A 26,447-nucleotide genomic window follows, 5' to 3' on the forward strand; every position below is an offset into this window, starting at 1 on the left:
GTTTACAGGTCAATATTCAAGTGCGTTCTGAACATCCCGCAGGAGTCCCGAAATCGCGCTAACGTGCCGCTTCTCTAGGCATCGCGGCCGAGGCCAGCAACCCGCCAATTTCCATAATCAGGAGGCCAGCGTCGAAATTGTAGGTTGGCGCCTGCGTCGCAAGCCTGGTCAGCGTGCCATAAGCATCGATTATGGCGAGCTGTCTGCGACGGGGAGCATCACGCAGTTGCTGGACCAGCACCGAACGCGCCAGTTCCAGCGCTGCAAGCTGCCGGTCGCGAGCGGGACGCCCTCCCATCTCTTCAGCCAATGCGCCGCGTAGCGCAAAGTCGGGATCGCCGCGCTGGAGAATGCGCATCATCAAGGCGTGGATGCCGCCAAGGTCATGCTCGACGATATCGAGCGCCACGCCGGGGGACCCCTGCGCTGCGGCGATTGCTGCGGAGCGAGCGGTGGCGTCGGCCTGCGGGGCATCCCGGCGAATGACTGCATCAAGCTCATCCGGCCTCAGCGCCGCGAAACGCAGCACACGGCAACGGGAACGGATAGTCGGCAGCAAACGGCCCGGCTGATGTGCTATAAGCAGGAAATACGTGCCTGCAGGCGGTTCTTCCAGCGCCTTGAGCAGTGCGTTTACTGCGCCCTTCTCCATGTCATCGGCGGGATCGATGATGATGGCGCGGCGATCGCCAAGGGTCGGTTTCGTCGCAAGGCGGCGGATCATTCCGCGCACCTGATCGACGGTGATGTTGCGCTTTGTCTGGTACGGCTTGCCGTCCGCCTTCTTCTTCGCTTCGTCGTCGTTGGCGGGAAGATGATCGAGAATGTGGATATCGGGATGCGTTTCGACATCCGGCACGGCAGCGCCGGGCTGGCGCACAAGCTCAGCCGCTGCAGCCCGTGCGAAAGCGCGCTTGCCCAGACCCTTGCCGCCGCTCAGCAGCCAGGCATGATGCATGCGCTCCGACGCGATGGCCGCAAGCCATTCCTGCCACGCTGCGTCCTGACCGACGAAGGGCTTTTCTGCGTCAGTCATGGCAGCAGAGGCGCCAGAGCGGAGAGCACAAGGGCGTGCGTGTCCAGCGGGCTGCCGTCACCGTCGATCCGGGCAAAACGGGCAGGCTCGGTCGTCGCGAATGAGGCGAACGCGCTGGCGACCCTTTCATGGTAGGCAGCATCGCGCCCACCAATGCGGTCGCTGCCCTGCGTGTCGCGCAAGGCGAGCCTTTGCATCGCCACCGTCGGCGTGACTTCCACCAGCACGGTAAGGTCGGGCAGCAGCCCTTCGCTACCGATGGCATGCAGTGTTGCGATATCCGCATCCGACAGGCCACCGCCGCCGCCCTGATAGGCCCGACTCGAATCAAGATAGCGGTCGCAGATTACCCAAGCCCCGCGCGCCAGCGCTGGGCGGATAAGACGGTGGACATGGTCCGATCGCGCAGCTGCAAAGAGGAGCGCTTCGGCGCGCGGGTTCCAGCTTTCGCCGCCGTCACCCTCTACACCGTCAAGCAGCAGGGCGCGGATCGCCTCCGCCCCGGCAGTGCCGCCCGGCTCGCGCGTGGTGACTACTTCCAGACCGCGTGCGCGCAGCGCCTCTGCAAGCAGGCGGGCCTGAGTAGACTTGCCGGCCCCTTCCCCGCCTTCAAGCGCTATGAATCGACCCTGCGTCATGTGAAGAGGTTGATAAGCCCGTTCAGCAGTCTGTCCAGCCATCCGGCCGGACCGACATCGCGACCGGCGTAAAGCGGCACACGACCGGGGGCGAGGCCGGCAACGCGGATTTCCAGTTCGCCGACCTGCTCGCCCTTGCGGATCGGGGCTTTGATCGGACCATCGTAATGGACCGCAAGCGTGATGCCCGGCTGGGTCCCGCGAGGGATCGTGGCGTGGACTTCACGGTTGGCAACCAGCGGAAGCGAGCGGGCGTCACCGCCTTGCACCTTGGCCTGTGCGATCGTCTGCCCCTGATCGAACAGGTGCCGCGTATCCCAAGCGGCGAAGCCCCATTCCAGCAGGGCCTTGGCCGCGTCGTCACGCACCTTGGGAAGCGGAGAGCCTGCCAGCACCATCACGAGCCGCCGTCCGCCGCGTTCCGCCGTGCCAAGGAAGTTGTACCCTGCTTCGCGGGTGTAACCGGTCTTGATGCCGTCTGCCCCCGGCACGACGCCCACTGTCGGGTCATGACTGCGCATGTGCACATCGCGCCAGACCCAGCGCTTGTGGCCCGAAAACTCTCGGTAAAGATCGGGATAGCGGGTGATCATCGCATCGGCCAGCCGCACGAGGTCACTGGCGGTGACGTAAGTGTTGCCTTCGTCCATCCAGCCGTTCGGCGTGTTGTAGTGGCTGCGCGTCATGCCAAGGCGCCGCGCGGCGTCGTTCATCTTGGCGGCCCATGCCTGAATACTGCCGGCGTACCCTTCGCCCAGCACGACGGCGGCATCGTTCGCTGAAGCGGTCATGATGCCATGGAGCAGGTCGCGCGTGGTCGGCCTGTCCTTCGTCGTAATGTACATGTTGGTGCCCTTGGCGAACCATTCCTTCTCGGTTTCGGGGCGCTCCTGGAACTGACGGTCCATGCTGAGACGTCCGGCACCGATTTCCTCGAAAGCGACGAAGGCAGTCATCACCTTGGTCACCGATGCAGGCAGGAAGGGGGTGTCAGGGTGCTTCTGTTCCAGCACCTGGCCGGAGCCGAGGTCGACCAGCAGGCTGACCGGGATCGGAGCGACCTGCGGCGGCGGAGCCGGAATGGTGGCTGCCGAGGCACTGACCGGGACAGAGACGGCCAGCGCCAGCTTGAGGATGGTGGAAAACGACTTCAAGACCCGACTTCTCCCGCGCGCCTGTAGGCGTCTGGCTGCGCGCGGGAAAGGTTTAACGTTCAGTCCGCGCCGAGGATTCGGGCATCCCTATAGCCCGCGCTTCGGGCCTTCTCCAGCGCCGGCGCGGCTTTTGCACGGTTCGCGTAAGGACCAAGCCGTACGCGCCAGAACTTGCCCGCTGCCGATACCGTGCCACCAAGCTGTGCAGCAACCTTGCGCGCGGACGCTTCGGACGAAAATGCCGCCACCTGAACGTAAGTGGAGCCTTTCTCGGCAGGCCGAGATGCCTCGGGCTTTGGCGCCGGAGGTTTCGGTGCCGGAGCTTCTGGCGCAGGCGCCACGACACTGGTTGCGGCAGGCTTTGGTGCTGGCGTAGTCCGCGTCGGCGCAGTGACCGCCGGCGGTGCCGCCTTCGGCGCGGAAGCGATTGCCGGAGGCTGCCCTGATGGCATGGCCGGCGGCGTCGAAGGAGGGGGCAGCAGCGGCGATTGCTCGGCGAGCTTTCGGCGCAGAACCTTAAGCAACCCTTCCGGCGTCTCCATGCGTTCGGGCGCCCGATTGCCGGCACGCAGCATGGCGCGTTCCTGCTCGGGCGGGTTGACGCGACGGACGCGAACTGCGGCCTTCACTCCGGCGGGAAGCGCCATCTGCGCCGATGCCTGCGGTGAAAGTTCGATGAGCGCATCGTTGCTCATTGGCCCGCGTCGCTCGATCCGGACAAGGATGGTCCTGCCGGTGCCAAGCGAAGTAACCTCGACATAGCAGGGCAGCGGCAGTGTTTTGTGTGCGGCCGTAACACCCTCGCCCTGCCCGGTGACGGCATTGCCGACGGCGTCGTAGTTGAGCTGGTCTGTCGGCGTCCAGACGGTGCTGCCGATAGTGAAAGGCTCTCCGACAACGACGGGATAGTCAGCCGCAGGCCCCGTCGCGGGGGCCACGGCCTGAGGTGATCGGGAAGCGGCAAAGGCCCCTCCCGAGCCGAGCAGGATCAGCGCCGCAAGCGGCAGGGCATGGTTAACGGGCAATCTCATCTGCAAGCAACCCCACGGACATGGCGTAGTAGTTCGAGCAGTTGTACTGGAGGATAACCCGATAATTACCGGTTAACAGATAAGCAGGCGTGCCCGGCCCGTCAGGCTGAAAGAGCGATGCGAGGACGTCCCCGCCGATGGCGCCCTGTGGCGTTACGCCAAGGGCGCGCCATTGCGACACCGGCTTCCACTGTGAATGACGGGCATGGACTGCCGCGCAGGAGGGCGAGGACAGCTTTGTCGCATAGGCGTTCACGTTGAAGCCGGAAGGCAGGCTTGCGCGCACGCCCCAGGGTTGGCCCGGCCGCCATCCCGCATCACGAAAGTAGTTAGCGATCGATGCCAGAGTGTCTGCCGAGTTCGAGAAGATGTCAGCCCGCCCATCGCCGTCACCATCCACCGCAAGCCGCAGGTAGACGCTTGGCAGGAACTGCGGATAGCCGAAGGCGCCTGCCCAACTGCCCTTCAGTTGCGAGCGGGGCACGCCCCGATCCACCATCTTCATGAGTGCGATGAGTTCGCCTTCAAACAGTTCGTGGCGACGCCCTTCCCAGGCCAGCGTGGCCAGAGATCGGGCAAGGTCGAAATCACCGGTATAGCTGCCGTAATTGGTCTCGTGCCCCCAGATCGCGAAAAGAATCGGTGCGGGCACGCCATAGCGACGCTCGATCCCGGGCAGGATCGAGCCAAGCGAAGCGTAGCGCGACTTTCCGCGCGCCACGATCGAACTTCCCACGTGCTGGGAGATGTAAGGCGCCAGCGGCGGCGGCGCCCCCCGACTGCCGGGCTGCGAATTATCAAGCGCAATCACCCGCTCATTAGGCGTGAGGCCGGAGAGAACGGCGGAAATCGCCCCCTCGCTGACCCCTTGTGTGCGGGCGTGAGATGCCACGGTGCGCAGGTAATCGGGGAACGTTTCCGGCTGCGCGCAGGCCTGCGCCGCAGGTAGCGCCAGCACTATGGCGAAGACGGGAAGACGCAGCGATCGCATGAAGGTTGCAAAGGTCATCGCCAGGAAACTTCGCACAAAGCGCCTCGGTTGCAAATGGGCCGACGCGCGCCGTCGTGGACAGTCGCCGCAAACCTAATGCTCTTCATCGAGCATCAACCCCTTGCGCCAGCCCAACTTTGGGCTATGCGCAACAACAGAGCGGACAGGTGGCCGAGTGGTTTAAGGCAGCGGTCTTGAAAACCGCCGTGGGTGCAAGCTCACCGTGGGTTCGAATCCCACCCTGTCCGCCAAATCCCCCTCCACAAGGGGCCACAGATGGACAGCCATCGGCTTTACCTTCTGGTGAACCCATGCGGGCCCAGGCCTTGGAAATGGAACTACGCCTACGACGGCAAACAGAAGACGATGGCGTTCGAGAGCTATCCAGTTGTGTCTCTGGCCGATGCAAGGACGAAGCGCGATGAGAACCGCGCCATCCTGCTCGAGGGGAAAGATCGCGCCATTCAGAAGAAATTGCGGATCGAGGAAAATCTGAACAGCCCGCAATACGCTCGAACTTGTCGCACATGACTGGCTCGAAACCGTCGAGCCGCAGTGGGCCCGGATCCATGCCGGAGACATCCTGCGTAGTTTTGAATGCGATGTCTTCCCAGCCATCGGAGATCTTCCAATCGCTGAATTGACGCCGCCGAAAATTATCCAGATTCTGCGATCAGTCGAAGAGCGCCATGCCATCGAATCAGCACGGCGGCTGAGGCAGCGAATCTCTGCGGTATTTGTCTATGCGATCGCCTGCAGCATGAAGACCTCTCAATGCGCTGCGCCGTGCCCGGTTTCGTGACAGCGACGAGCCGCCCTCGCCGACAGTCACCCCGCCTTTGCCAGTGCAGAACCCTGTGCCCGTTCACGGGTTATAGGCAGCAAAGGAACCTGCATCATGGCAACCCACGAAGCCCGCCTGATCGGCATCGCGATCAACTGCCCATTTGAGGAGGCCTATGCCGTCGCTCACGTGCCGGAGAATTTCCCCGAATGGGCTGCGGGCATGTCGTCGTCGCTCCACCGGGACGGCGATGAATGGCGGGCCGAAACGCCCGTCGGTGAAGCCAGGATCCGGTTCACCCCGCCCAACGATTTCGGCGTTCTCGATCACTGGGTCACGCTGCCCGGCAAGCCGGTCATACATATCCCGCTGCGGCTGATCGAGAACGGGACAGGGACCCAGGCGGTCTTCACCCTCTATCGACAACCGGACATGAGCGACGCGGAATTCGATCGCGATGCCGCCATGGTCTGCCAGGATCTCGAGAGCCTTAAGGCACTCCTGGAAGGTAGTCGGCCGGACAGGGATGTTCCATGACGGACGGGCCAAGTAGCGAGGAAACGGAGTACCTGCCGGCTTCATCATGGCGGCGATCGGCAATATCGTCGGCGGCACCGGCCTGTTCGCGGTGTTGGCACATGGCCAGATGCGCAGCGATCTTGGTTCAGACGATCAGCGTCCAAACCGGACCACCCAAGTTGACCGCACGGATCAACACAAGAGAGGACCTGTCCCATGAGGCTCTACTATGCACCGGGCGCTTGCAGCCTGGCCGACCATATCGCCCTTGCCGAAGCCGGCTTGCCGTACACGCTGGAAAAGGTCGACCTGAAGGAAAAGCGCACCGAGACCGGCAGCGACTACACCACGATAAATTCCAAGGCCTACGTCCCCGCGCTTGCCCTCAGCAATGGCACCATCTTCACCGAAACATCGCTATTCTCAGCTATCTTGCGGACCAATCCGGGAAGCTCGCAGCGTCACCGGATAACCGCTGGAAATTGCTGGAGACGATCGCCTTCATCTCGACCGAAGTGCACAAGGGCTTCAAGCCGTTCTTCATGCCGGACAGCACCGATGCGGCTAAGAAGGCAGCAGGAGGCAATCTGGCCAGGCGCTTCGCCTACCTCGAGGCACAGCTGGCTGAACGCAATTACATCGTCGGCGACAGCTTCACTTCGGCAGACTGCTACTTCTTCGTCATGCTGATGTGGGCGCAGAAGAAAGCCAAATTGCCGCTACCGGATACCCTCACCCGCTATTTCGACCAGCTGACCCAGCGACCGTCGATACGGCAGGCTGTGTCAGAAGAGGGTCTGGGCTAGCTCATCCTCAGGCCCCTGCGAGAAACCCGTCGTCGCGCTCCATGGCGACGGGCCCGCCTGTCCGCAAACAGATCTCGCGCAGTGCGGGCTTGAGCCCTTCCTCGAAGGTGGGGTGATAGAACGGGAGGGTCAGTATCTCGCTCGCCGTCAGTCCTCGGTCGATCGCCATGACGAGGAAATGCACCATGTGCTCGGCCGCGGTCAGGGTTGCTTTGCAGTGGAGGAGAACAAGCTCGATGACGTCTTCTCTTTCCTCGGCAAGGGGCGGATGATCTTCGCGGCAAGAAGCTGAATTCGGGCCTAAAAGTCAGATGGCGAGCAACGCCCGTTATGTCTGTCGGTTGTACCTGGGGTCATACAAGGAGATCCATGTGCGCAATCGGTTGATCGTTTCCTCGCTGCTTGCCGTGACTGTTGCACTCGCTGCATGCGGGTCCGGCTCCGAGACACCCGACGCGCCTGCGCCGGCCGTGAGCATCTCTGAAGTTCATTGGAACGATGCGGCCGTTCGCGACCTGCGCGCTGCGATCGACAGCCGGCAAGCGCATGGCCTCGATCACATGAATTTCGCGGTCGATGGCCGGCCCGGCAGTGCAGAAGGCGATCGCGCGCTGACCGAAAGTGCCTTGCGCTACGCGTCGGCGCTGGCGCGCGGTGCCAGCGACCCGAAGAAGCTTTACGACATCTATTCCGTGCCGAGGCCTGACCCGAACCTCCTGCCCGGCCTTGCCAAAGCTTTGAAGGGCGGCGACCTCAAGGACTGGCTGGAAGGTCTCGCGCCCCAGGATGACGGCTACCGGCGCCTTTCGAAAGCCTACATGTCCCTTCGCGGCAGCAGCGACGCACCCACCCCGGCCATCGCGCACGACAGCGAGCTGCTGAAGCCGGGCAACACCGACCCGCGTGTGCCGCTGATCGCCCGCCAGCTCGTGGCGTCCGACTATCTTGACGGCAAAGATACGCAAGGTGACCGCTATTCGCCGGCCATGGTGAAGGCCGTGCAGCGAATGCAAGCGGACTACGGCATCAAGCCCGACGGCGTAATCGGCAAGGATGCGCTGGAAATCCTCAACCTTTCCGATGCGGACAAGGTGCGGGCAATTGCAGTCGCGATGGAGCGCATGCGCTGGCTGCAGCGCGACCCGCCCAAGACCCGCATCGATGTCAATGTCGCTGCGGGCCGCCTGATCTATTGGCGCGACGGCAAGATGGTCGATACGCGCAAGGTCGTCGTCGGGAAGCCGGAGAACCAGACTCCGCAGCTGGGTTCGCCGATCTATCGCCTTGTCGCCAATCCGACCTGGACTGTCCCGCGCTCGATCCAGAACAAGGAAATCGCCGGCAAGGGCAGCGCCTATCTGCGCCGCAACAACATGGCGTGGAAGGATGGCTGGGTGGTGCAGCAGCCGGGTCCGAAGAACTCGCTGGGCCTCGTCAAGTTCGACATGAAGAACGAGCACCAGATCTACCTGCACGATACCCCTGCCAAGCAGCTGTTCCAGGAAGTGCAGCGCCAGCGCAGCCACGGCTGCGTGCGCGTGGAGGATGCCCTGGGCTTTGCCGAGATGCTGGCGAGGGACGAAGGCGTGCTCGACGAATGGCACCGCGCGCGCGCCACCGGCAAGGAAACCTTCGTGCCGCTGCCGCGCGAGATTCCCGTCCGGCTTCTCTACGACACCGTTCTGTTCGGTGAAGATGGTGAGCCGGTCATCCGCTCCGATCCCTATGGTCGCGACGAGAGCGTGGCGACGGCGCTGGGTTTCGCGGCAGGGACCAACCACCAGTTGCGCGCCAATGGCGGCGACGTCGGGCCTTAAGACACCTTGGGCGCGCCGTTTAGCGGGAAATGGGCAAAGGTTCAGCGTACCCTCGTATCGCGTCCGAACAGGAAACCGAGAACGAGAATCACGACGCCTAGGATCAGGAAAATCTTGGCAAGGCCGGCAGAAAGACCTGCCACGCCCCCGAAACCCAGAAGCGCGGCGATGACTGCGACTACTGCAAAAATTATGGTCCAGCGAAACATCAGGCATCTCCCGTTTCAAAAAGCCGCATCGATCACTTCGACGTACTCGGACCGGCAAACTTTCCGGCATTGGCAATGTTCCAGACACATCATGTGCAATCCCGACAACTGCGGTGCCGTTCGGTAGGTGAATGACCCTGACGGGCTGAAGATAAGGTTGGCGATGGGTCGGATCATGCGCGCCTTCTGTGCGTTGGCTCCTGTGGAGAAGGAGCCTGAAGATGTCGTTTGTCACTAACGCCCGCCGTGAAGTTCTGACGCGCCCGGTGCTTTCACTCGTGCAATCCGCGCTGCCCGCACTGTCCGCCACGGAAAACGAGGCGATCGATGCCGGCAACACGTGGTGGGACGCTGCCCTGTTCACCGGCAATCCCGACTGGAACGCCTTGCTGGCCGTGCCGCCCGCCACGCTGACGGTGGAGGAACAGGCGTTCATAGCCGGCCCGGTCGAAACGCTGTGTGCGATGATCAACGACTGGCGCATGACCTGGGAAACCCACGACCTGCCGCCCGAGGCCTGGGACTATCTCAAGTCCGAGAAGTTCTTCGGCATCATCATCCCGAAAGAGCACGGCGGCCTCGGCTTCTCAAACTTCGCGCATAGCGAGATCGTGAGGAAGATCGCCACCCGCTCGGTTTCGGGAGCGGTGACGGCGATGGTGCCCAACTCGCTCGGGCCGGGTGAACTCATCCTGCGCTTCGGCACCGAGGCGCAGCAGCGCCACTGGCTGCCCCGCCTCGCCGATGGACGCGAGATTCCCGCCTTCGGCCTCACCAGTCCAGAGGCAGGTTCCGATGCCGCTGCCATGGTAGACGAAGGCGTGGTCTGCCACGGGAAGTGGCAGGGTGAGGAGGTGCTGGGCATCCGTCTCAACTGGCACAAGCGCTACATCACGCTGGGCCCCGTCGCCACGATCCTCGGCCTCGCGTTCAAGCTGCGCGATCCCGAGCATCTTCTTGGCGGACAGGACGAGATCGGCATCACCGTGGCGCTGGTGCCCACCGACCTGCCCGGCGTCACCATCGGGCGGCGGCACATCCCCTCGATGCAGACCTTCCAGAACGGCCCGAACGAGGGCAAGGACGTCTTCATCCCGCTCGACAACGTTATCGGCGGGGCCGAGCGGGTCGGTCAGGGCTGGAAGATGCTGATGAGCGCGCTGGCCGCCGGACGAGGCATCTCGCTGCCCTCGCTGTCGGCGGCGGCAGGCGCCTTCGCGGCGCACACCACCGGCGCCTACGCGCGCGTTCGCTCGCAGTTCAACCTGCCGATCGGCAAGTTCGAGGGCATCCAGGAACGCCTCGCCCGGATCGCGGGCAATGCCTACCTGCTCGACGGCGCGCGGCGGCTGACATGTGCAGGGCTGGATCAGGGCAACCACCCCGCCGTGATCTCCTCGATCCTGAAACTGCACGCGACCGAGCGGATGCGCGTCGTCATCAACGATGCGATGGACGTCCACGGTGGCAAGGCGGTGATCGAGGGCCCGCGCAACTACATGGGCGGCCAGTACCGCGCGATTCCCGTCGGCATCACCGTCGAGGGCGCGAACATCCTGACGCGCAGCCTGATGGTCTTCGGACAAGGCGCGATCCGCTCGCATCCCTATCTCCTCGACGAGATCCGTGCGGTGGGCGATGCCAATCGCGGGCGCGCGCTGGCCAATTTCGACAAGGTGCTGTGGAAGCATGTCGGCCACGCCCTCAAGACCGCGATCCGCGCTTTCGTGCGCAGCTGGAGCGGCGGCGTTTTCGCTCCCGCTCCGAAGGCGGGGAAGGCCACGCGCTATTATCGCCAGATGAGCCGCTATGCCGCCGCCTTCGCGTTCTGCTCGGACATCGCGTTCCTGACGCTGGGCGGCGAGCTCAAGCGGCGCGAACTGCTTTCGGCGCGGCTCGGAGACGTGCTGTCCGAACTCTATATGCTTTCAGGCGCGCTCAAGCGCTGGGAGGACGAAGGGCGGCAGGATGACGACCTGCCCCTGCTCGACTGGTGCATGCAGAGCGGCTTCGCCAGCATCGAGCAGAGCTTCGCGCAGATCATCGAGAATTTCCCGGCGCGCCCGGTCGGCTGGATGCTGCGCCTGTTCATCATGCCTTACGGTCGCCGCCGCAACGGCCCTACCGACCGGACGATACGCCGCGCCGCGTCGATCCTGCTGGAACCCTGTTCCGCCCGCGACCGGCTGGTCGAGAACGTCTACATCGGCGGCGAGGACGAGGCGGTCGCGCGGCTGACCGAGGCGTTCCGCAAGACCGTCGACACCCAGCCGATCCATGACCGCATGAAGCAGGCCCGCATCCGCGACGCCGACCAAGCGCTCGCGGCGGGGCTGATCTCCCAAGCCGAACGCGAGCAACTACGCGAGGCGGACGGAGCAGTGAGCGAAGTCATCGCCGTCGATGACTTCGCTCCCGAGGAGCTGACCCGCAAAACGGATACGCCAATGCGCGAGGCCGCCGAATGAGCCGCGCGGTCTACATCGTCGATGGCGCCCGCACGCCGTTTCTCAAGGTCCGTGGCGGGCCGGGGCCGTTCACTCCGGTTGATCTCGCGGTGCAATGCGGCCGCCCGCTGCTGCTGCGCCAGCCGTTCGCGCCCGAGGCGATCGATCAGGTGATCCTCGGCTGCGTCAACGTCATCGCCGACGAGGCCAATCCGGCCCGCGTCGCGGCCCTGCGGCTTGGCTGCGGCGCGCAGACGAGCGCCTTCACCGTTCAGATCAACTGCGGCTCAGGGATGCAGGCGATGGATACCGCCTATCGCTATATCGCGGACGGCGGCGGCGACCTGATCCTGGCGGGCGGCACCGAAGCGCTCAGTCATGCGCCGCTGGTGCTGCGGCAGGATGCGGTGGAATGGCTGGCGGCGATGCAGGGCAGCAAGGACGGCCCGCTCGGCAAGCTAAAGGCGGCGGCGAGATTCCGGCCCGATTTCCTCAAACCCATCGTCGGGCTCGAACGGGGGCTCACCGATCCGATCACCGACCTTGGCATGGGCCAGACCGCGGAACTGCTGGCGCATCTGTTCGGCATCAGCCGCGAACAGGCCGATGCCTATGCGGTGGAGAGCCACCAGCGCCTCGCCCGCGCGCAGGCCGAAGGCTGGCTGGAGGGCGAACTCGTCCCCGCCTTCGCGCGGGACGGCACCGTCCACGACCACGACGACGGCGTGCGACCCGACAGCGCACCGGACAAGCTGGCGAAGCTGCGCCCCGTCTTCGAGCCGCCCTACGGCAAGGTCACGGCGGGCAACAGTTCGCAGATCACCGATGGCGCCTGCTGGACGATCCTCGCCTCCGAGGACGCGGTAGCCCGGTACGGACTGACGCCGCGCGCCAAGATCCTCGACAGCCAGTGGTCCGCGCTCAATCCCGCGATCATGGGCCTCGGGCCGGTGCTGGCGGCAACCGAGCTGCTGAAGCGGGGCGGGCTTGTGCTTGACGACATCGATCTTTGGGAACTCAATGAGGCTTTCGCCGCGCAAGTCCTCGCATGCCTTGCGGCGTGGGAGGACGACGATTTCTGCCGCGAAGTCCTCGGCCTCGACGGCGCGGCGGGGCGCATCGCGCGCGAGCGCATCAACGTCGATGGCGGGGCGATCTCGCTTGGCCATCCGGTCGGCGCCAGCGGCGCGCGCATTGCGTTGCATCTGGTGCAGGCGATGGAACGCCATGGCGGCGAACTCGGCATCGCCACCGAATGCATCGGCGGGGGCCAGGGCGGCGCCATGCTGATCGAACGCATTGCAAACGTGGGAGCAGCCGCATGACCATGCAGGACCCCGTCTGGACTTATCTCGAAGACCGCAACCTGACGCTCGGCCCGCGTCCCGTCCCCTCCGAGGGAATGCGTCACTGGACACTGACTCGCGATGCGCAGGGGGTCGCCTGGGCCGTGCTGGACAAGCAGGGTTCGGGCGCCAACACCTTAGCTCAGGAGGTGCTGGAGGAATTCGCGCAGATCCTCGACCGGATCGACCAGCGCGCGCCAAAAGCTCTGGTGATCCGTTCGGGTAAACGTGAAGGCTTCCTTGCGGGCGCGGACATCGGCGAGTTTCGCGGCGTCACTGACGAGGCCGCGATCCGCAAGCGCATCGAGCAGGCCCATGCCGTGGTGGACCGGCTGGCGGCGCTGACGATCCCGACCATCGCGGTCATGCACGGCTATGCGATGGGCGGCGGGCTGGAGATCGCGCTTGCCTGCACGCAGCGCATTGCCGTGGAGGGCACGCGCTTCGGCTTTCCCGAAGTGCAGATCGGTCTGCACCCCGGCCTTGGCGGAACCGCACGCTTCACCCACATCTGCGATCCGATCGCGGCGATGAGCCTGATGCTCACCGGCAAGACGATCCACGACCGGCAGGCGAAGGCGATGGGCCTCATCGACGCGCTGGTGCCCGAGCGCCATGTGCAGGCCGCCGTCGATGCCGCAGTGGCCGGCAGTTTGCCGCAGGCCCGTCAGGGTGTGCTCGACAAGGCGAAGGACAGCGCGCCCGCCCGCCGCATCGCCGCCCGCCAGATGCGCACCGAAGCCGAGCAGCAGGCACCTTCCGCGCACTACCCGGCGCCTTATGCCCTGATCGACTTGTGGGAAGAGCACGGCGGCGACCTTGATGCGATGAAGCGCGCGGAGATCGCCTCCTTCGCGAAGCTGATGCTGACCGATACCGCGCAGAACCTCATCCGCGTGTTCTTCCTGCGCCAGACGCTCAAGGATCTTGCCGGCAAGACCGATGCCATCCGCCATGTCCACGTCATCGGTGCGGGCGCGATGGGCGGTGACATCGCCGCATGGTGCGCATGGAAGGGCCTGCGCACCAGCCTGTCCGACGTGAAGCCGGAGCCGATCGGCGGTGCGCAGGCCCGCGCCGCGAAACTCTACGAGAAGATCGCGCACGGCGACCGTTTGCAGGTGCGCGACGCGCTTGACCGGCTGATCCCCGATCCGGATGGCCTCGGCATCGCACAGGCCGATCTCGTGATCGAGGCCGCGCCCGAGAAGGCCGACCTCAAGCGCACGCTCTACGCCGAGGCGGAACCGCGCATGAAGCAAGGCGCAATCCTTGCCACCAACACCTCGTCGATCCCCCTGCCCGAACTGCGCGAGGGGCTGGCGCGGCCCGAGCGGCTGGTCGGCATCCATTTCTTCAACCCCGTCTCGCGCCTCGATCTGGTGGAGGTGATCGCGCACGATCGCCTTGCGCCGGAGGTCGAGGCTGCCGCGCGTACTTTCGTCGGCCGGATCGGCAAATTACCGGCGCCTGCCCGCAGCGCTCCGGGGTTCATCGTCAACCGCATCCTCACGCCTTATCTCGCCGAAGCGCTGATCCTGATGGATGAGGGGCTCGCACCCGAAACCATCGATCGCGTCGCCACCGGGTTCGGGATGCCGATGGGGCCGCTGGAACTGGCCGATCAGGTCGGTCTCGACGTGGCGCTGGACGTGGCGGCAATGCTCAAGCGCGAACTCGGCTGGGCGCTGCCCGATGCGCCGCAGTGGCTGGCCGACAAGGTTGCCGCCGGCGATAGGGGCCGCAAGACTGGCAAGGGCATCTACGTCTGGCGCGACGGCAAGCCGGTGAAGAGCAACAGTCCCGATCCCGATCCCGAATTAGCCGATCGGCTCATCCTGCCGATGGTGAATACGGCCGTCGCCGTGCTGCGCGAGAACGTCAGCGACGATCCCGACGTGATCGATGCGGCAATGATCTTTGGTACCGGATTCGCGCCGTTTCGCGGCGGTCCGATCCATTACGCGCAACAGCGCGGCATCGACGACGTCCTCGCCGCACTGTCTGCGCTGGAACACGAGCACGGCGCCCGCTTCGCACCCGACGCGGGTTGGGAAGCGCTGCGGTGAGCCTCTGCCTTTCCGACCCCGCAGAGGTCGCCCGCCGCATCGTCGAGCATACCGGGGGCAGGATTGTGCTCGGCCTGCCGCTGGGGCTGGGCAAGGCACCGCACGTCGCCAACGCACTGTTCGAGATGGCGCGCGCCGATCCCGCCATTCACCTTACCATCTTCACCGCCCTGACGCTGGAGCCCCCTCCCCTCGGCAGCGAACTGGAGCGCCGTTTTCTGCGACCGGTGTTCGACCGCACGATGGGCGGCTATCCCGAATTCGTCTACGCCGCCGCCCAGCGCGCCGGGGACATGCCGCCCAACATCGAGGTCAACGAGTTCTTCTTCCAGGCGGGCAGCCGCCTCGGCAACGATGACGCGCAGCGCAGCTACATCTCGGTCAACTACACCCACGCCATGCGCTGCCTCATCGATCAGGGCGTCAACGTCATCGCGCAGATCGTAGCCCGGCGCGGCGAACGCTTCAGCCTGAGTTGCAACACCGACATGACGCTGGACCTGCTCGCCGCGCGTGACGCAGGGAATGCGGATTTCCTGCTGGTGGGGCAAGTCAACGACGAACTGCCGTTCATGACCGGCCCCGCCGACCTGCCCTCCGATCGTTTCGCGATGATCCTCGACAGCGCCGAGACGCGCTTTGCCCTGTTCGGACCGCCCAAGCAGCCGATCAGTCCCGCGCAGCACGCGATCGGCCTGCATGTCGCCTCGCTGGTGCCCGATGGCGGATCGCTCCAGATCGGCATCGGCGAGATCGGCGATGCCGTAGCGCACGCGCTGATCCGCAGGGACCGCGAGCCCGGCGCGTTCGCCCGCACGCTGGCCGAGATCACCGTGGGCGCGCGCCCTCCGGTCGAAGCCTCGCCGTTCGAGCAGGGGCTTTACGCACCGACCGAGATGCTCGTCGACGGGTTCCTCGAACTGCTGCGCGCCGGCATCCTCAGGCGCGAAGTCGACGGGGCCGTGCTGCACGGCGGCTTCTTCATCGGTCCGCGCAGTTTCTATGCAGCGCTGCGCGAGATGGACGAGGACACCCGCGCCCGCATCCACATGCGCGAAATCTCCTGGATCAATGCGCTCTACGGTGACGAGCAGGCCAAGCGCGCGGGCCGTGTCGGTGCCCGGTTCGTCAACAGCGCGATGATGGTGACATTGCTGGGCGCGACGGTGTCGGACGCTCTGGAGGGCGGCCGGGTGGTCAGCGGCGTTGGCGGGCAGTACAACTTCGTTGCGCAGGCGCTGGAACTCGAAGGCGCGCGCTCGATCATCACCCTTCCCGCGACACGGGTGCATGACGGTGAACTGCGCTCCAACATCGTCTGGTCCTATGGTCACGAAACGATCCCGAGGCATCTGCGCGACATTGTCGTCACCGAATACGGCGTCGCCGACTTGCGCGGCGTGAGCGACGAACAAGTGATCCGGCGCCTCGTCGCCGTGGCCGACAGTCGGTTTCAGGACGAACTGATGGAAACAGCGCGCGATGCCGGCAAGCTGGCACCGGACTGGATGCCGGACGATGCCTGTCGCCGCAATCTTCCGGAGGAGCTTGCGGCGTCGTTGTCCGCTTCGCAGTTCCCGCCCTATCCTTTCGGGACCGATTTCACGCCCGTCGAACAACGGCTCCTTCCGGCCCTGCAACACCTTGCAGAGATCGCGCATCACCCATCCGGTCTGGCCGGACTGATGGCGCATGGCCTGACCGGCGCTGCGCCGACGGAAGCCGAGGCCGAAGCGCTCGAGCGCATGGGCCTGGCCGAGCCGCACGGCCTGCGCGAACGCAGCTATCGCGCGCTGGTGCTTGCCGCCCTGCGCCGGGAGGACCAATCCGAGGGTCTTTGACGATCGCGGGTTGGCGTCACTCCCCGCAGCCCTGTCACTCCATAGTGACGCCCAGCCTGCGTTCCATCTCTTCGAGCGAGACGCCCTTCGTTTCGGGAAAATAGAACAGCACCAGGCAGAACTGCAGGGCCATCATGACAGCGAAGAAATAGAACGGCAGGCCGACCGAAACCGCAGCGATCATCGGGAAAGCCGCGGCGATTACCGCATCGAAACCCCAATGCGTGGATGCGCCGATGGCGCTGCCACGGCTGCGCACTGCGGTCGGGAAAACCTCGGATATATAGACCCAGATCACCGCGCCGGTACTCGGCGCGAAGAAGGCGATGAAGCCGATCAGGGCGGGCAGGACCATCCAGCCCGGCAGGATGGCGCTCATCGCCAGCCCCGCAACCACAAGGCACGATGCCATGCCCGCCGACCCGATCAAGAGCAGCGTGCGCCTTCCCAGACGGTCGATCAGCGCCATCCCCAATGCGGTGAAGACCGCGTTCACCACGCCGATGATGATCGCCTGCACATCGGGAGACAGGCTGCCCCCCGCTTTCGCAAAGATTTCGTTCAGATAATACAGAAGCGCGTTGATGCCCGACAGCTGGTTGAATGCCGCCACCATGAACGCCAGCAGGATCGGCTTGCGATGCCGCGTCCAGGACAGCGCTTCCCCGCTAGGTTGCTGGCCAAGAGTAGAGCGAACGACAGCGATTTCGGCCGATGCGGCCTGTTCGGTGAGGCCAACATGGGCAAACGCCCGGCCCGCCTCGGCATCGCGCCCCTTGGTCAGCAGCCAGCGCGGGCTGTTGGGGATACGCAGCAGCAGCACGAGGAAGATCGCGGCCGGCAGCGCCGAGACGCCGAACTTCCAGCGCCAGTCGTCCGCGCCGAACTCCATGCCGGCAATCACCGCGTTCGAGACATAGGCGGCGAGAATGCCGAAGATCACCATGAACTGGAACGAGGCGACGAGGCTGCCGCGCCGTGAAGGCGGCGCGATCTCTGCGATATAGACCGGCGCCAGCGCCGAGGAACCGCCCACGGCCAGCCCGGCCACGACACGGAACAGCACCAGCGAGGTCCAGTCCCACGCCAGCGCGCAGCCAAGTCCGCCGACCACGTAGAACACGGCCAGAATGCGCAAGGTGTTGCGACTGCCGAACCGATCACCGGGGATGCCCGCCGTCAGCGCTCCGACCAGCGTTCCCCACAGCGCCGAGGAAACGGTGATGCCCAGCCAGAAATCATCGAGTGCATAAGTCCGCCGCAGGGACTCCGTGGTCCCCGAGATGACGGCCGTATCGAAGCCGAACAGCAGGCCAGCCAGTGCCGTCGTCGCGATGCAGGCCAGCAGCCCGCGATTGAGCAGTGAAGGTTCCTGAGCGCCAGGGGTCGATTTCGATACGGGCGCGATTGCCATCTGTGAGCTGCCTTTCCCTGTGCGTTCGCGGGCTGATCTGCGGTTCTCGGCGGCACGGGGCCGGGTATTTCCAACGGCTTTCCAACGCACTTGCGCCCGGCTTGCTCCCTCGTGCGTTCAATATGATGCCCACCACCAAGAGGAGACGGCATGTACCTGGGGATCGACATCGGCACTTCGGGCGTCAAGGCGGTACTGGCTGACGACGGTGGAGCGGTCGTCGAGCAGGCCGTGATCCCGCTCTCGGTATCGCGTCTTCATCCCTTGTGGTCGGAGCAGTCCCCGTCCGACTGGTGGAGCGCCACCGAACGGGCCGTCGCCGCGCTCGATCCGGCGCTACGGCGGAAAGTACGGGCGATCGGTCTGTCCGGCCAGATGCACGGGGCAGTCGTCCTCGACGCTTCTGACAAGGTCCTGCGCCCGGCGATCCTGTGGAATGACGGGCGCGCCGGTCCGCAGTGCGCGCAGCTTCTTGAACTTGAACCGCGTACCCATACGATTACCGGAAATCCGGTGGTGGCCGGGTTCACAGCGCCCAAGCTGCTATGGCTGGCACGGCACGAACCCGAAGTCTTCGCCGCCATCCGCACCGTGCTGTTGCCCAAGGACTGGCTGCGCCTGATGATGACGGGTGAGAAGCTGTCCGACATGTCGGACGCCAGCGGAACCCTGTGGCTCGATGTCGGCGCGCGTGACTGGTCGGATGCCATGCTGGACGCCTGCGGCCTGTCGCGCGCGGCGATGCCGGGGCTTGTCGAGGGCAGCGCTCCGGCCGGGCGGCTGACCGCTAAGATTGCGGAGCGTTGGGGCATGGAACGGGTGCCCGTGGCCGGCGGCGCAGGCGACAACGCTGCCGGCGCGATCGGCCTTGGCGTCACCCATCCCGGCGAGGCTTTCCTCTCACTGGGAACGTCAGGGGTGATCTTCAGCGTCTCCAACGGTTTCCAGCCCGATGTATCGCGCGGCATCCACGCCTTCGCGCATGCCCTTCCCGATACCTGGCACCGCATGACGGTCATGCTCTCAGCCGCCGCGTGCCTCGACTGGGCGGCCCGAGTGCTGGCCTTTCCCGACGTCGCCGCGCTGTTGGCGCAGGCAGAAGAGGCATCGGTCCAGCCCGGTGTGATCTTCCTGCCTTACCTGTCGGGCGAACGCTCTCCCCACCCCGATCCGGATGCGCAAGGGGTATGGTTCGGAATGACCTCGGCAACGACGCGCGCCGATCTGGCGAAGGCGGTGCTCGAAGGGGTCGCGATGGGGCTGCGCGATGGTCTCGACGCGCTGGAAGCCGGCGGAGATGCCATAGGCGAACTGGCGATGGCGGGTGGCGGCTCGCGATCGATGGTGTGGGGCCAGATCATAGCGGCAGCCCTTGGCCGTCCGCTAGTCTGGCGCGCCAATGCCGCTGTCGGGCCGGCGCTTGGCGCAGCGCACCTGGCAAGGATGGCGATCGATGGTGTAGACACCTGCCCAGCCGCAGGCCCCGAAATCTCTCGTATCGAACCCGAAGCACGGCTGGCCGCCCGCATGGCCGAACATCAGCCGCGTTTCCGGGCGCTCTACACTGCGCTGAAGGATCACTGGATTCACGACATGCCCTCGGATCTCCGCGACTGACCGGAATTGGAGCAAGGCCGTTTCGCTGGGCGCAATGGCGGATCAGGTCAACGCAAGGAACCTCGTTGCAGGCGCAGGGGTTGAAATCTCGAAACCGGCAAAGCCCGGCGGCGGTCCCGTCAAGGCGCCGCCCTCCTTCACGACACGCGCCCCTGCGCCCCGCAACAAGGACACCCTTCTCATGAACCGTTTCAACGGCAAGACCGTCATCGTCACCGGCTCCAGTTCGGGTATCGGCGCTGCCTGCGCCCGGCGTTTCTCGCAGGAGGGCGCCAACGTCACGCTCGTTGCCCGTACCCGCGATAAGCTGGAGGCAGTCGCTGCCGATCTCGATCCGGCCCGCACCCTCGTATGCGTCGCCGACGTGTCCTCGCGCGATGACGTGGCGCGCATGGTGGAGGAAACCGTCGCGAAGTTCGGCGGGATCGACGTTCTGCATTCAAACGCCGGCATTGCGGTGATGAAATCCTTCGAGGACACCACGCCCGAGGACTGGCGCCAGACGATGGCGATCGACGTTGATGGCCCCTTCCATTGCGCGCAGCTGGCGTTGCCGTACCTGAAAGCGAGCAAGGGCTGCATCGTTCACACCGCTTCGGTTTCCGGCACCGGAGGCGACTGGGACATGACGGCCTACAATGCCGCGAAGGGTGCAGTCGTCAATTTCACCCGCGCGCTGGCGCTAGACCTCGGCAAGTTCGGCATTCGCGTCAATGCCGTCGCTCCCGCCCTTACCGAAAGCGACCTGACCAGGGACATGCTGGACGACGAAGAGCTGATCGCGAAATTCCACGAGCGCTCGGCGCTGGGCAAGCATGCAAAGGCAGAGGACATTGCCGGTCCCGTCGCCTTCCTCGCATCAGAAGATGCGGCGCTGGTGACGGGCGCGATCCTTGCCGTCGATGCGGGGATTTCCGCGTCGAACGGCCAGCCCGCCTGATCCACGCACAGCTTTCCCGTTATCCGCAGGAGTAAACCCATGTCCCTCACCGTAGCCGAACTGCTTGTCGCCACGCTTGACGAGATCGGCGCCCATCAGGTCTTCGGCATCGTCGGCGATGCGCTCAATCCGTTCACGGATGCGATCCGCCGCCAGGACAAGGTCCGCTGGATCGGCGTGCGCCATGAGGAAGGCGCCGCGCTCGCCGCTGCCGGGCAGGCCAAAGTCACCGGACGCCTCGGCGTATGCTGCGGCACTACAGGGCCGGGGGCCAACCACCTCGTCGCCGGGCTTTACGAGGCGCGCAAGGACCACGCGCCGGTCCTTGCCATCTCGGGCGGCGTCGCCACGGCCAAGCGCGGCAGCGACTACCTGCAGGAGGACGATCCGGTCGCGCTGTTCCGCGATGTCGGCGTTTACAGCGAGATCATCGCCTCGCCCGATCAGGCAGCGGCGGTGATCCAGCAGGCGATCGCGCATGCGTATGGCGAGCGAGGCGTCGCGCATATCTCGATCCCGCCCGAGGTTTTCGCCGCGAAAGTTTCCGCGCCGGTACCGAGCATTGCCACCCTGCGCCCCCGGCCTGAAATCGCACCGGCACCGACCGACATCGCCGCTCTGGCGCAGATGATAGGCGAGGCAAAGACCGTGGCCGTCCTGTGCGGCTTTGGCTGCCACGGCGCAGCGGAGGAGCTGAAAGCGCTCTCAGACCGTCTGAACGCACCGCTGATGCATACCTATCGCGGCAAGGATATTCTGCCTTACGACGATCCGCGCTGGATCGGCGGCATCGGCCTGATCGGCGGGCGGCCCGGCGTAGACGCTTTGCACAAGGCGGACCTCATGCTGATGCTGGGGACCGACTACCCCTATTCCGAATTCCTCCCCACCAAGACGTGCGTGGTGCAGATCGACGAGCGCGCTTTCGCGCTGGGTCGCCGCACGCCGGTTGCCCTGGGCATAGTCGGATCGGTGCGCCCGGCCTTGCGCATGCTGCTCGACGCCTTGCCGCAGCGCAGCGACACCGCCTTTCTCGATACGGTGAATGCCGACCGCGCGAAGTGGGACGCAATGCTGGACGAAAAGGCCGCGCTCGATCGAACGCCCGACATACTCCATCCTCAGGCCGTCGCGCGCGCGGTTAGCGATCGTGCCGCCGAGGACGCGGTGTGGGTGACGGATACCGGCGAGGTGACGCTGTGGGCGGCGAACTGGCTGCGCCAGAGCGGCCGACAGCAGATTACCGGCTCGTTCAACAATGCCGCCGTCGGCACCGGGATGGGCATCGCCAACGGCGTTCAGGCACTCGATACCGCGCGGCAGGTGATTCTCCATGCGGGCGACGGCGGCTTCACCATGCTGCTGGGCGAATTCATGACTGCGGTGGAGCACAAGCTGCCGGTTAAGGTGGTGGTCTACGACAACAGCGCATGGGGTCTCGTCCACCTCGAAATGGAGGGCGCGGGCGTGCCGCCGAGCGAAGGCGCATCGTTCCCAAACCTCGATTTCGCCGCTTTTGCGCAGGCCTGCGGCGCGCGCGGGTTTACGGCGAGGAAGCCGCACGAACTGACCGTCGCCGTGGACGCGTGGCTGGCCGAACCCGGCCCGGCGATCCTCCATGCTGTCGTCAATCCCGACGAGATACCCGCGATGCCGCATATCGATCCCGGTCAGGCGCTGCGCTTCGGCATCTCCAAGGTCAAGCAGGCGTTCGGCGCGCTGACCCGGCGGAACTGAAGGGACGGGGTGCGCTCAAAAACGGTGCAGCTTATCGCTTTGCCTTAAGGCACCACCACCATGGCGCGCTGCCGGCACGCGGAGGCACTGATTGCATTATAGATGGGTGCCTTTCCGTCATCAGGCGCATCCAGCATCAGGAGGTTCGTCCGATGAGCATCGTCGTCAATGGAATGCCTGCCGAAGTCCCCGGCGACCCCCGCGTTTCCCTGCTGGATTTCCTGCGCGAGCAGCTCCACCTGCATGGCACGAAGAAGGGCTGCGATCAGGGTGCCTGCGGCGCCTGCACGGTTCTGGCGGACGGCGAACGTATCCTGTCATGCCTTGCACTGGCGGTACAATACGACGGGCGCTCCATCACCACGATAGAGGGCGTCGGTTCAGCCACCGATCTGCACCCGCTCCAGCAGGCATTCATAGACCATGACGGCTTCCAGTGCGGCTATTGCACCCCCGGCCAGATTTGCTCCGCGATCGGCATGGCGGATGAAATCCGGCGCGGCGTCCCAAGCCATGTAACTGATGATCTCGATGCCGCGGATATGCCGTTCAGCCATGAGGAACTTCGCGAGAGGATGAGTGGGAACCTGTGCCGCTGCGGCGCGCATAATGGGATCATCGATGCCATAGCGACGACTTTAGCCCCGTTGCCAGAGCGGGCAACCGAGGCAGCGGAATGACCCCGCTGCGCTACGCCCGTGCCGTCGACGCCCAGGACGCCGTACTGCAGGCCACGACCGGAGCGACGTATCTGGGCGGCGGCACCAATCTCGTCGATTTGATGCGAGAGACGATCGAGCGTCCCGAAAAGTTGGTGGACGTGTCCGGGCTTGCCGTCGGTGTCGAGGAGACCGAGAACGGCGGCCTGATGATCGGCGCCGGTACGCGAAACACTGCTATCGCGGCGCATCCCCTCGTCAGGCAGCGCTACCCCGTGCTTGCCCGCGCGATCCTTGCCGGTGCCAGCGCCCAGATCCGCAACATGGCGACGGCCGGCGGCAATCTGCTCCAACGTACCCGCTGTGCCTATTTCTACGACGAGAGCGGATCGCGCTGCAACAAGCGTCAGCCGGGACAGGGCTGCGACGCGCTCGGCGGCTTCAACCGGAACCACGCGATCCTTGGTGCTTCGGATGCGTGTGTCGCGGTACACCCGTCGGACATGGCCGTCGCGCTGGCGTCGCTTGATGCCGTTGTCCACACGCGCACCTCCAAAGGCGAACGGCAAATCGCGCTGACCGAACTGCACCGGCTGCCGGGCGACCATCCTGATATCGAAACCGTGCTCGAACCGGGAGAACTCGTTACAGGCATCTCTCTGCCGCCGGCCCTCCCCCGTTCCACCTATCGCAAGGTGCGGGACCGTTCGAGCTATGCCTTCGCTTTGGTTTCGGTCGCGGGCGCGATCGACTTGGCGGACGGGCATATCCGGGACGTGCGACTTGCGCTTGGCGGTGTTGCGCCCCGGCCCTGGCGAGCCTACCGCGCCGAGGACGTTCTGCGCGGCGGCCCGATCGGCAAAGTTGCGTTCGCTGCTGCCGCCGATGCCGAACTGAGCCATGCCCAAGCGTTGCGGGACAATGGCTTCAAGATCGAACTCGCCCGTCGCACCATCGTCGCCGTGCTTGATGAACTGACGGGAGACCCGGCATGAGCATCGCCAAGGACGCCAAGGGTCTCGCCCAGGGCATGGCGCAGAGCCTGATGGCCAAAGCCGTCGCACTGGCGCCCGACAACTGGGTTCCGGGGGGTGTGCCCGATCCGCTGATCGGCCGGCAGCATGGCCATCTGGGCCGTGCGGTGTCGAGAATCGACGGGCCGCTCAAGGTCTCCGGCACGGCCCGTTTCGCCGCCGATTTTCCGATGTCGGATATGGTCTATGCAGCCATCGTCTTCAGTACGATCGCAAAGGGCCGCATCGTGAGGCTCGACACCGTTCGCGCGCTGGCGGCCGATGGCGTGGTCGAGGTGATGACATACCGCAATGCGCCCCGCCTCGCGCCGCCGCCTGCCTTCATGTCCGACCCTAAGGCGGCCGGCGGGGACAGCCTGCCGGTGATGCAGGACGATCAGGTCCACTGGAACGGCCAGCCCGTCGCCGTCGTGCTGGCTCAAACGCAGGAACAGGCCAATCACGCCGCGTCTCTGGTCGATGTGACTTATGAAAGCGCTCCTGCCGTCACGGCGTTCGAGGACGCCCGCGCCAATGCACGGCCTGCGATGTTCATGGGGCAGCCGCTCCACGATGAAAAGGGCAAGGCCAAGGCTGCGCTCGATGCGTCGGCGGTGCGCATCGATGCGACATACCGGACCCCGCGCCACAATCACAACGCCATCGAACTGCATGCCGTAACCGTGACGTGGCAGGACGATGTCCTGCGCATTCACGATGCCTCTCAACTTGTCAGTCATACGGCCTGGTCGCTCGGGCAGATGTTCGGCATTCCCGAGGACAAGGTGATCGTCACCTCGCCTTACGTCGGTGGAGGTTTTGGCGGCAAGTGCATGTGGCAGCACCATGTTCTGGCCGCCGCCGCCGCGCAGCTTTGCGGCCGCCCGGTGCGGCTCGTCCTGTCACGCGAAGGCGTGTACCGACTGGTGGGCGGTCGCTCGCTGACCGAGCAGCAGGTCAGCCTCGGCGCAGATGCGGACGGCAGGTTGAAGGCGCTGATCCAGCGCGGCCTCACCGCGAAGACGCCCTCGAACGTCATGCCCGAGCCGTTCATCCTCGCCGCGCGCAGTTCCTATGCCGCCGAGACGATCGAACTCGATGTGCATACGGTTGAACTGGACCTGCTGGCCAATACCTTCATGCGCGCGCCGGGCGAGTCGGTGGGCACATTCGCGCTGGAATCGGCGATGGATGAACTGGCCGAGGCGCTGAACATCGATCCCATTGAACTGCGCATCCGCAACGAACCCGAGGTCGATCCCCTGAACGGCCTGCCGTTTTCCTCGCGCCGTATCGTCGATGCCTGGCGCGCAGGTGCACAGGCGTTTGGGTGGGAACGTCGCAGTGTGGTGCCCGCCAGCCGGCGCGAAGGCGAATGGCTCATCGGCATGGGCTGCGCCAAGGGGACATATCCCTATTACCGAATGCCCGGCGGCGCGGCCCGACTTACCCTCACGCCGAAAGGCGCCAGCGTGGGAATCGCCGCGCACGAAATGGGCATGGGCACGGCCACCGCGCAAGTGCAGGTCACCGCTGAACGGCTCGGGCTGCCGATTGAGGCGGTGGATTTCGAGTACGGTGCCTCCACGCTTCCCGGCCCGGTGCTGGCGGGAGGATCGCAGCAGACCGCCGCCATCGGCGCGGCCGTTATCGCGGCGCACCGCCTACTCATCAAGGAACTGCTGGGCATCATCGGCAACGATTCCCCGCTGGCAGGTCTGAAGCCCGACCACGTGGCGTGCCGGGATTCCGGCCTGTGCAAGCGTGACGATCCGGAACGCCACGAGACATACGCCTCGATCCTCGCCCGCGCGGGTCAAAACAGCATAGAGGTGGTCGGCGAAGGTCCGCCGCCGCTCGAACTCATGCACTGGTCGATGCACAGCCATGCGGCGATGTTCTGCGAGGCGCGCGTCAATGCGATCACAGGCGAACCGCGCGTCAGCCGCTTCCTCGGCTCTTTCGACTGCGGGCGCATTCTCAACCCCAAGACGGCGACCAGCCAGTTTCGCGGCGGCATCATCATGGGGCTGGGCCTTGCGCTGATGGAAGAAAGCCAGATCGACGAGCGCAATGGCCGGGTGATGAACCCCAGCCTGTCCGCATACCATGTACCGGTCCACATGGATGTGCCCGAGATCGACGTAATCTGGACCGACATCCCCGACCCGCACACACCGATGGGTGCGCGCGGCATCGGCGAGATCGGCATCACCGGCACGGCGGCAGCGGTCGCCAACGCAATCTACAATGCGACGGGAAAACGGGTGCGCGACCTGCCGATCACGCTCGACAAGCTGCTGTAGCACAGGGCCCGGTCGATAATCTTCCACCGGCGTGAAGGTGTGTCGATCGATGGCCACAGCATGGCGAATCCCT

The 26,447-nt window shown here is 65.2% G+C and carries 24 protein-coding genes, 1 tRNA gene and 1 pseudogene; 18 read left to right on the forward strand and 8 right to left on the reverse strand.

What is annotated here, in order from left to right:
* Positions 1 to 58: 58 nt before the first annotated feature.
* From A8V01_RS10740 to A8V01_RS10760, 5 genes are read right to left on the reverse strand one after another with little or no spacing between them, the layout of a single operon-like run.
* On the reverse strand, positions 59 to 1,036 hold the full coding sequence (locus A8V01_RS10740) for a DNA polymerase III subunit delta' (RefSeq protein ID WP_103095851.1): 978 nt from the start codon (positions 1,034 to 1,036) through the stop codon (positions 59 to 61).
* Positions 1,033 to 1,674, reverse strand: coding sequence for a dTMP kinase (gene tmk / locus A8V01_RS10745; RefSeq protein WP_103095852.1), 642 nt, complete (start codon positions 1,672 to 1,674; stop codon positions 1,033 to 1,035). Before tmk ends, A8V01_RS10740 begins: the two co-directional genes overlap by 4 nt.
* Positions 1,671 to 2,828 (reverse strand): D-alanyl-D-alanine carboxypeptidase family protein, encoded by a 1,158-nt coding sequence (locus A8V01_RS10750; RefSeq protein ID WP_103095853.1) that lies wholly within the window; start codon positions 2,826 to 2,828, stop codon positions 1,671 to 1,673. Before A8V01_RS10750 ends, tmk begins: the two co-directional genes overlap by 4 nt.
* A 59-nt stretch (positions 2,829 to 2,887) precedes the next feature.
* Positions 2,888 to 3,859, reverse strand: a complete 972-nt coding sequence (locus A8V01_RS10755; RefSeq protein ID WP_103095854.1) for an SPOR domain-containing protein — start codon at positions 3,857 to 3,859, stop codon at positions 2,888 to 2,890.
* A complete protein-coding gene (locus tag A8V01_RS10760) occupies positions 3,843 to 4,850 on the reverse strand; it encodes a lytic murein transglycosylase (RefSeq protein ID WP_103095920.1) in 1,008 nt (335 codons plus the stop codon). Before A8V01_RS10760 ends, A8V01_RS10755 begins: the two co-directional genes overlap by 17 nt.
* A 161-nt stretch (positions 4,851 to 5,011) precedes the next feature.
* Here A8V01_RS10760 and A8V01_RS10765 point away from each other — a divergent pair.
* The 7 genes and pseudogenes from A8V01_RS10765 to A8V01_RS29210 all read left to right on the forward strand — a co-directional run bounded on the left by A8V01_RS10765 (position 5,012) and on the right by A8V01_RS29210 (position 6,959).
* Positions 5,012 to 5,101: transfer RNA gene (locus A8V01_RS10765), tRNA-Ser, on the forward strand.
* Between the two features lie 25 nt (positions 5,102 to 5,126).
* Positions 5,127 to 5,381, forward strand: coding sequence for an Arm DNA-binding domain-containing protein (locus A8V01_RS10770; protein ID WP_103095855.1), 255 nt, complete (start codon positions 5,127 to 5,129; stop codon positions 5,379 to 5,381).
* Positions 5,382 to 5,415: 34 nt separating this feature from the next.
* Positions 5,416 to 5,652: a phage integrase central domain-containing protein gene (locus A8V01_RS29760; protein ID WP_425437310.1), complete on the forward strand. Its 237-nt coding sequence runs from the start codon at positions 5,416 to 5,418 to the stop codon at positions 5,650 to 5,652.
* A gap of 96 nt (positions 5,653 to 5,748) precedes the next feature.
* Positions 5,749 to 6,171, forward strand: coding sequence for a polyketide cyclase (locus tag A8V01_RS10775; protein WP_103095856.1), 423 nt, complete (start codon positions 5,749 to 5,751; stop codon positions 6,169 to 6,171).
* 46 nt (positions 6,172 to 6,217) lie between these two features.
* Positions 6,218 to 6,373, forward strand: a complete 156-nt coding sequence (locus A8V01_RS10780) for a hypothetical protein (RefSeq protein ID WP_245892419.1) — start codon at positions 6,218 to 6,220, stop codon at positions 6,371 to 6,373.
* A pseudogene (locus A8V01_RS29205) lies at positions 6,370 to 6,510 on the forward strand (glutathione transferase GstA); the annotation flags it as partial. The gene A8V01_RS10780 and the pseudogene A8V01_RS29205, both read left to right, overlap by 4 nt.
* A gap of 125 nt (positions 6,511 to 6,635) precedes the next feature.
* The gene (locus tag A8V01_RS29210) at positions 6,636 to 6,959 is read left to right on the forward strand and encodes a glutathione binding-like protein (protein ID WP_245892420.1); all 324 of its coding nucleotides are present in this window, start codon (positions 6,636 to 6,638) and stop codon (positions 6,957 to 6,959) included.
* A 7-nt stretch (positions 6,960 to 6,966) separates the two neighbouring features.
* On the opposite strand, the gene A8V01_RS28150 is transcribed toward A8V01_RS29210, so the two are convergent.
* A complete protein-coding gene (locus A8V01_RS28150; RefSeq protein ID WP_146037235.1) occupies positions 6,967 to 7,146 on the reverse strand; it encodes a hypothetical protein in 180 nt (59 codons plus the stop codon).
* Between the two features lie 184 nt (positions 7,147 to 7,330).
* Here A8V01_RS28150 and A8V01_RS10795 point away from each other — a divergent pair, with 184 nt between their 5' ends.
* Positions 7,331 to 8,776 (forward strand): L,D-transpeptidase family protein, encoded by a 1,446-nt coding sequence (locus A8V01_RS10795; protein ID WP_103095921.1) that lies wholly within the window; start codon positions 7,331 to 7,333, stop codon positions 8,774 to 8,776.
* A gap of 41 nt (positions 8,777 to 8,817) precedes the next feature.
* Here A8V01_RS10795 and A8V01_RS10800 read toward each other — a convergent pair whose 3' ends face one another.
* Positions 8,818 to 8,985, reverse strand: coding sequence for a DUF1328 domain-containing protein (locus A8V01_RS10800; protein WP_103095857.1), 168 nt, complete (start codon positions 8,983 to 8,985; stop codon positions 8,818 to 8,820).
* Between the two features lie 221 nt (positions 8,986 to 9,206).
* Between A8V01_RS10800 and A8V01_RS10805 the strand changes: the two genes are divergently transcribed.
* The 4 genes from A8V01_RS10805 to A8V01_RS10820 are packed head-to-tail and all read left to right on the forward strand — an operon-like array spanning position 9,207 to position 16,688.
* Complete coding sequence (locus A8V01_RS10805; RefSeq protein ID WP_103095858.1) at positions 9,207 to 11,453, forward strand: acyl-CoA dehydrogenase; 2,247 nt, start codon at positions 9,207 to 9,209, stop codon at positions 11,451 to 11,453.
* Positions 11,450 to 12,757 (forward strand): acetyl-CoA C-acetyltransferase, encoded by a 1,308-nt coding sequence (locus A8V01_RS10810; protein WP_103095859.1) that lies wholly within the window; start codon positions 11,450 to 11,452, stop codon positions 12,755 to 12,757. The genes A8V01_RS10805 and A8V01_RS10810 overlap by 4 nt, the downstream gene beginning before the upstream one ends.
* Complete coding sequence (locus tag A8V01_RS10815; protein ID WP_245892421.1) at positions 12,754 to 14,847, forward strand: 3-hydroxyacyl-CoA dehydrogenase NAD-binding domain-containing protein; 2,094 nt, start codon at positions 12,754 to 12,756, stop codon at positions 14,845 to 14,847. Before A8V01_RS10810 ends, A8V01_RS10815 begins: the two co-directional genes overlap by 4 nt.
* A complete protein-coding gene (locus A8V01_RS10820; RefSeq protein ID WP_103095860.1) occupies positions 14,844 to 16,688 on the forward strand; it encodes an acetyl-CoA hydrolase/transferase C-terminal domain-containing protein in 1,845 nt (614 codons plus the stop codon). Before A8V01_RS10815 ends, A8V01_RS10820 begins: the two co-directional genes overlap by 4 nt.
* 34 nt (positions 16,689 to 16,722) lie before the next feature.
* Here A8V01_RS10820 and A8V01_RS10825 read toward each other — a convergent pair whose 3' ends face one another.
* Entirely contained in the window at positions 16,723 to 18,102 is a 1,380-nt protein-coding gene (locus tag A8V01_RS10825) for a sugar porter family MFS transporter (RefSeq protein ID WP_245892422.1), read from the reverse strand.
* A 150-nt stretch (positions 18,103 to 18,252) separates the two neighbouring features.
* On the opposite strand from A8V01_RS10825, the gene xylB reads away from it, so the two are divergent.
* The 6 genes from xylB to A8V01_RS10855 all read left to right on the forward strand — a co-directional run bounded on the left by xylB (position 18,253) and on the right by A8V01_RS10855 (position 26,374).
* Positions 18,253 to 19,719, forward strand: coding sequence for a xylulokinase (gene xylB / locus A8V01_RS10830; protein ID WP_103095861.1), 1,467 nt, complete (start codon positions 18,253 to 18,255; stop codon positions 19,717 to 19,719).
* A gap of 181 nt (positions 19,720 to 19,900) precedes the next feature.
* The gene (budC, locus tag A8V01_RS10835) at positions 19,901 to 20,659 is read left to right on the forward strand and encodes a meso-2,3-butanediol dehydrogenase (RefSeq protein ID WP_103095924.1); all 759 of its coding nucleotides are present in this window, start codon (positions 19,901 to 19,903) and stop codon (positions 20,657 to 20,659) included.
* Between the two features lie 39 nt (positions 20,660 to 20,698).
* A complete protein-coding gene (locus tag A8V01_RS10840) occupies positions 20,699 to 22,396 on the forward strand; it encodes a thiamine pyrophosphate-binding protein (RefSeq protein ID WP_103095862.1) in 1,698 nt (565 codons plus the stop codon).
* A 152-nt stretch (positions 22,397 to 22,548) separates the two neighbouring features.
* The gene (locus tag A8V01_RS10845; RefSeq protein WP_103095863.1) at positions 22,549 to 23,076 is read left to right on the forward strand and encodes a 2Fe-2S iron-sulfur cluster-binding protein; all 528 of its coding nucleotides are present in this window, start codon (positions 22,549 to 22,551) and stop codon (positions 23,074 to 23,076) included.
* Positions 23,073 to 24,050, forward strand: coding sequence for an FAD binding domain-containing protein (locus A8V01_RS10850; RefSeq protein ID WP_103095864.1), 978 nt, complete (start codon positions 23,073 to 23,075; stop codon positions 24,048 to 24,050). The genes A8V01_RS10845 and A8V01_RS10850 overlap by 4 nt, the downstream gene beginning before the upstream one ends.
* Positions 24,047 to 26,374, forward strand: coding sequence for a xanthine dehydrogenase family protein molybdopterin-binding subunit (locus A8V01_RS10855; RefSeq protein ID WP_103095865.1), 2,328 nt, complete (start codon positions 24,047 to 24,049; stop codon positions 26,372 to 26,374). Before A8V01_RS10850 ends, A8V01_RS10855 begins: the two co-directional genes overlap by 4 nt.
* Positions 26,375 to 26,447 lie beyond the last annotated feature (73 nt).

The sequence above is a fragment of the Novosphingobium guangzhouense genome (assembly GCF_002896965.1).
GTDB lineage: Bacteria > Pseudomonadota > Alphaproteobacteria > Sphingomonadales > Sphingomonadaceae > Novosphingobium > Novosphingobium guangzhouense.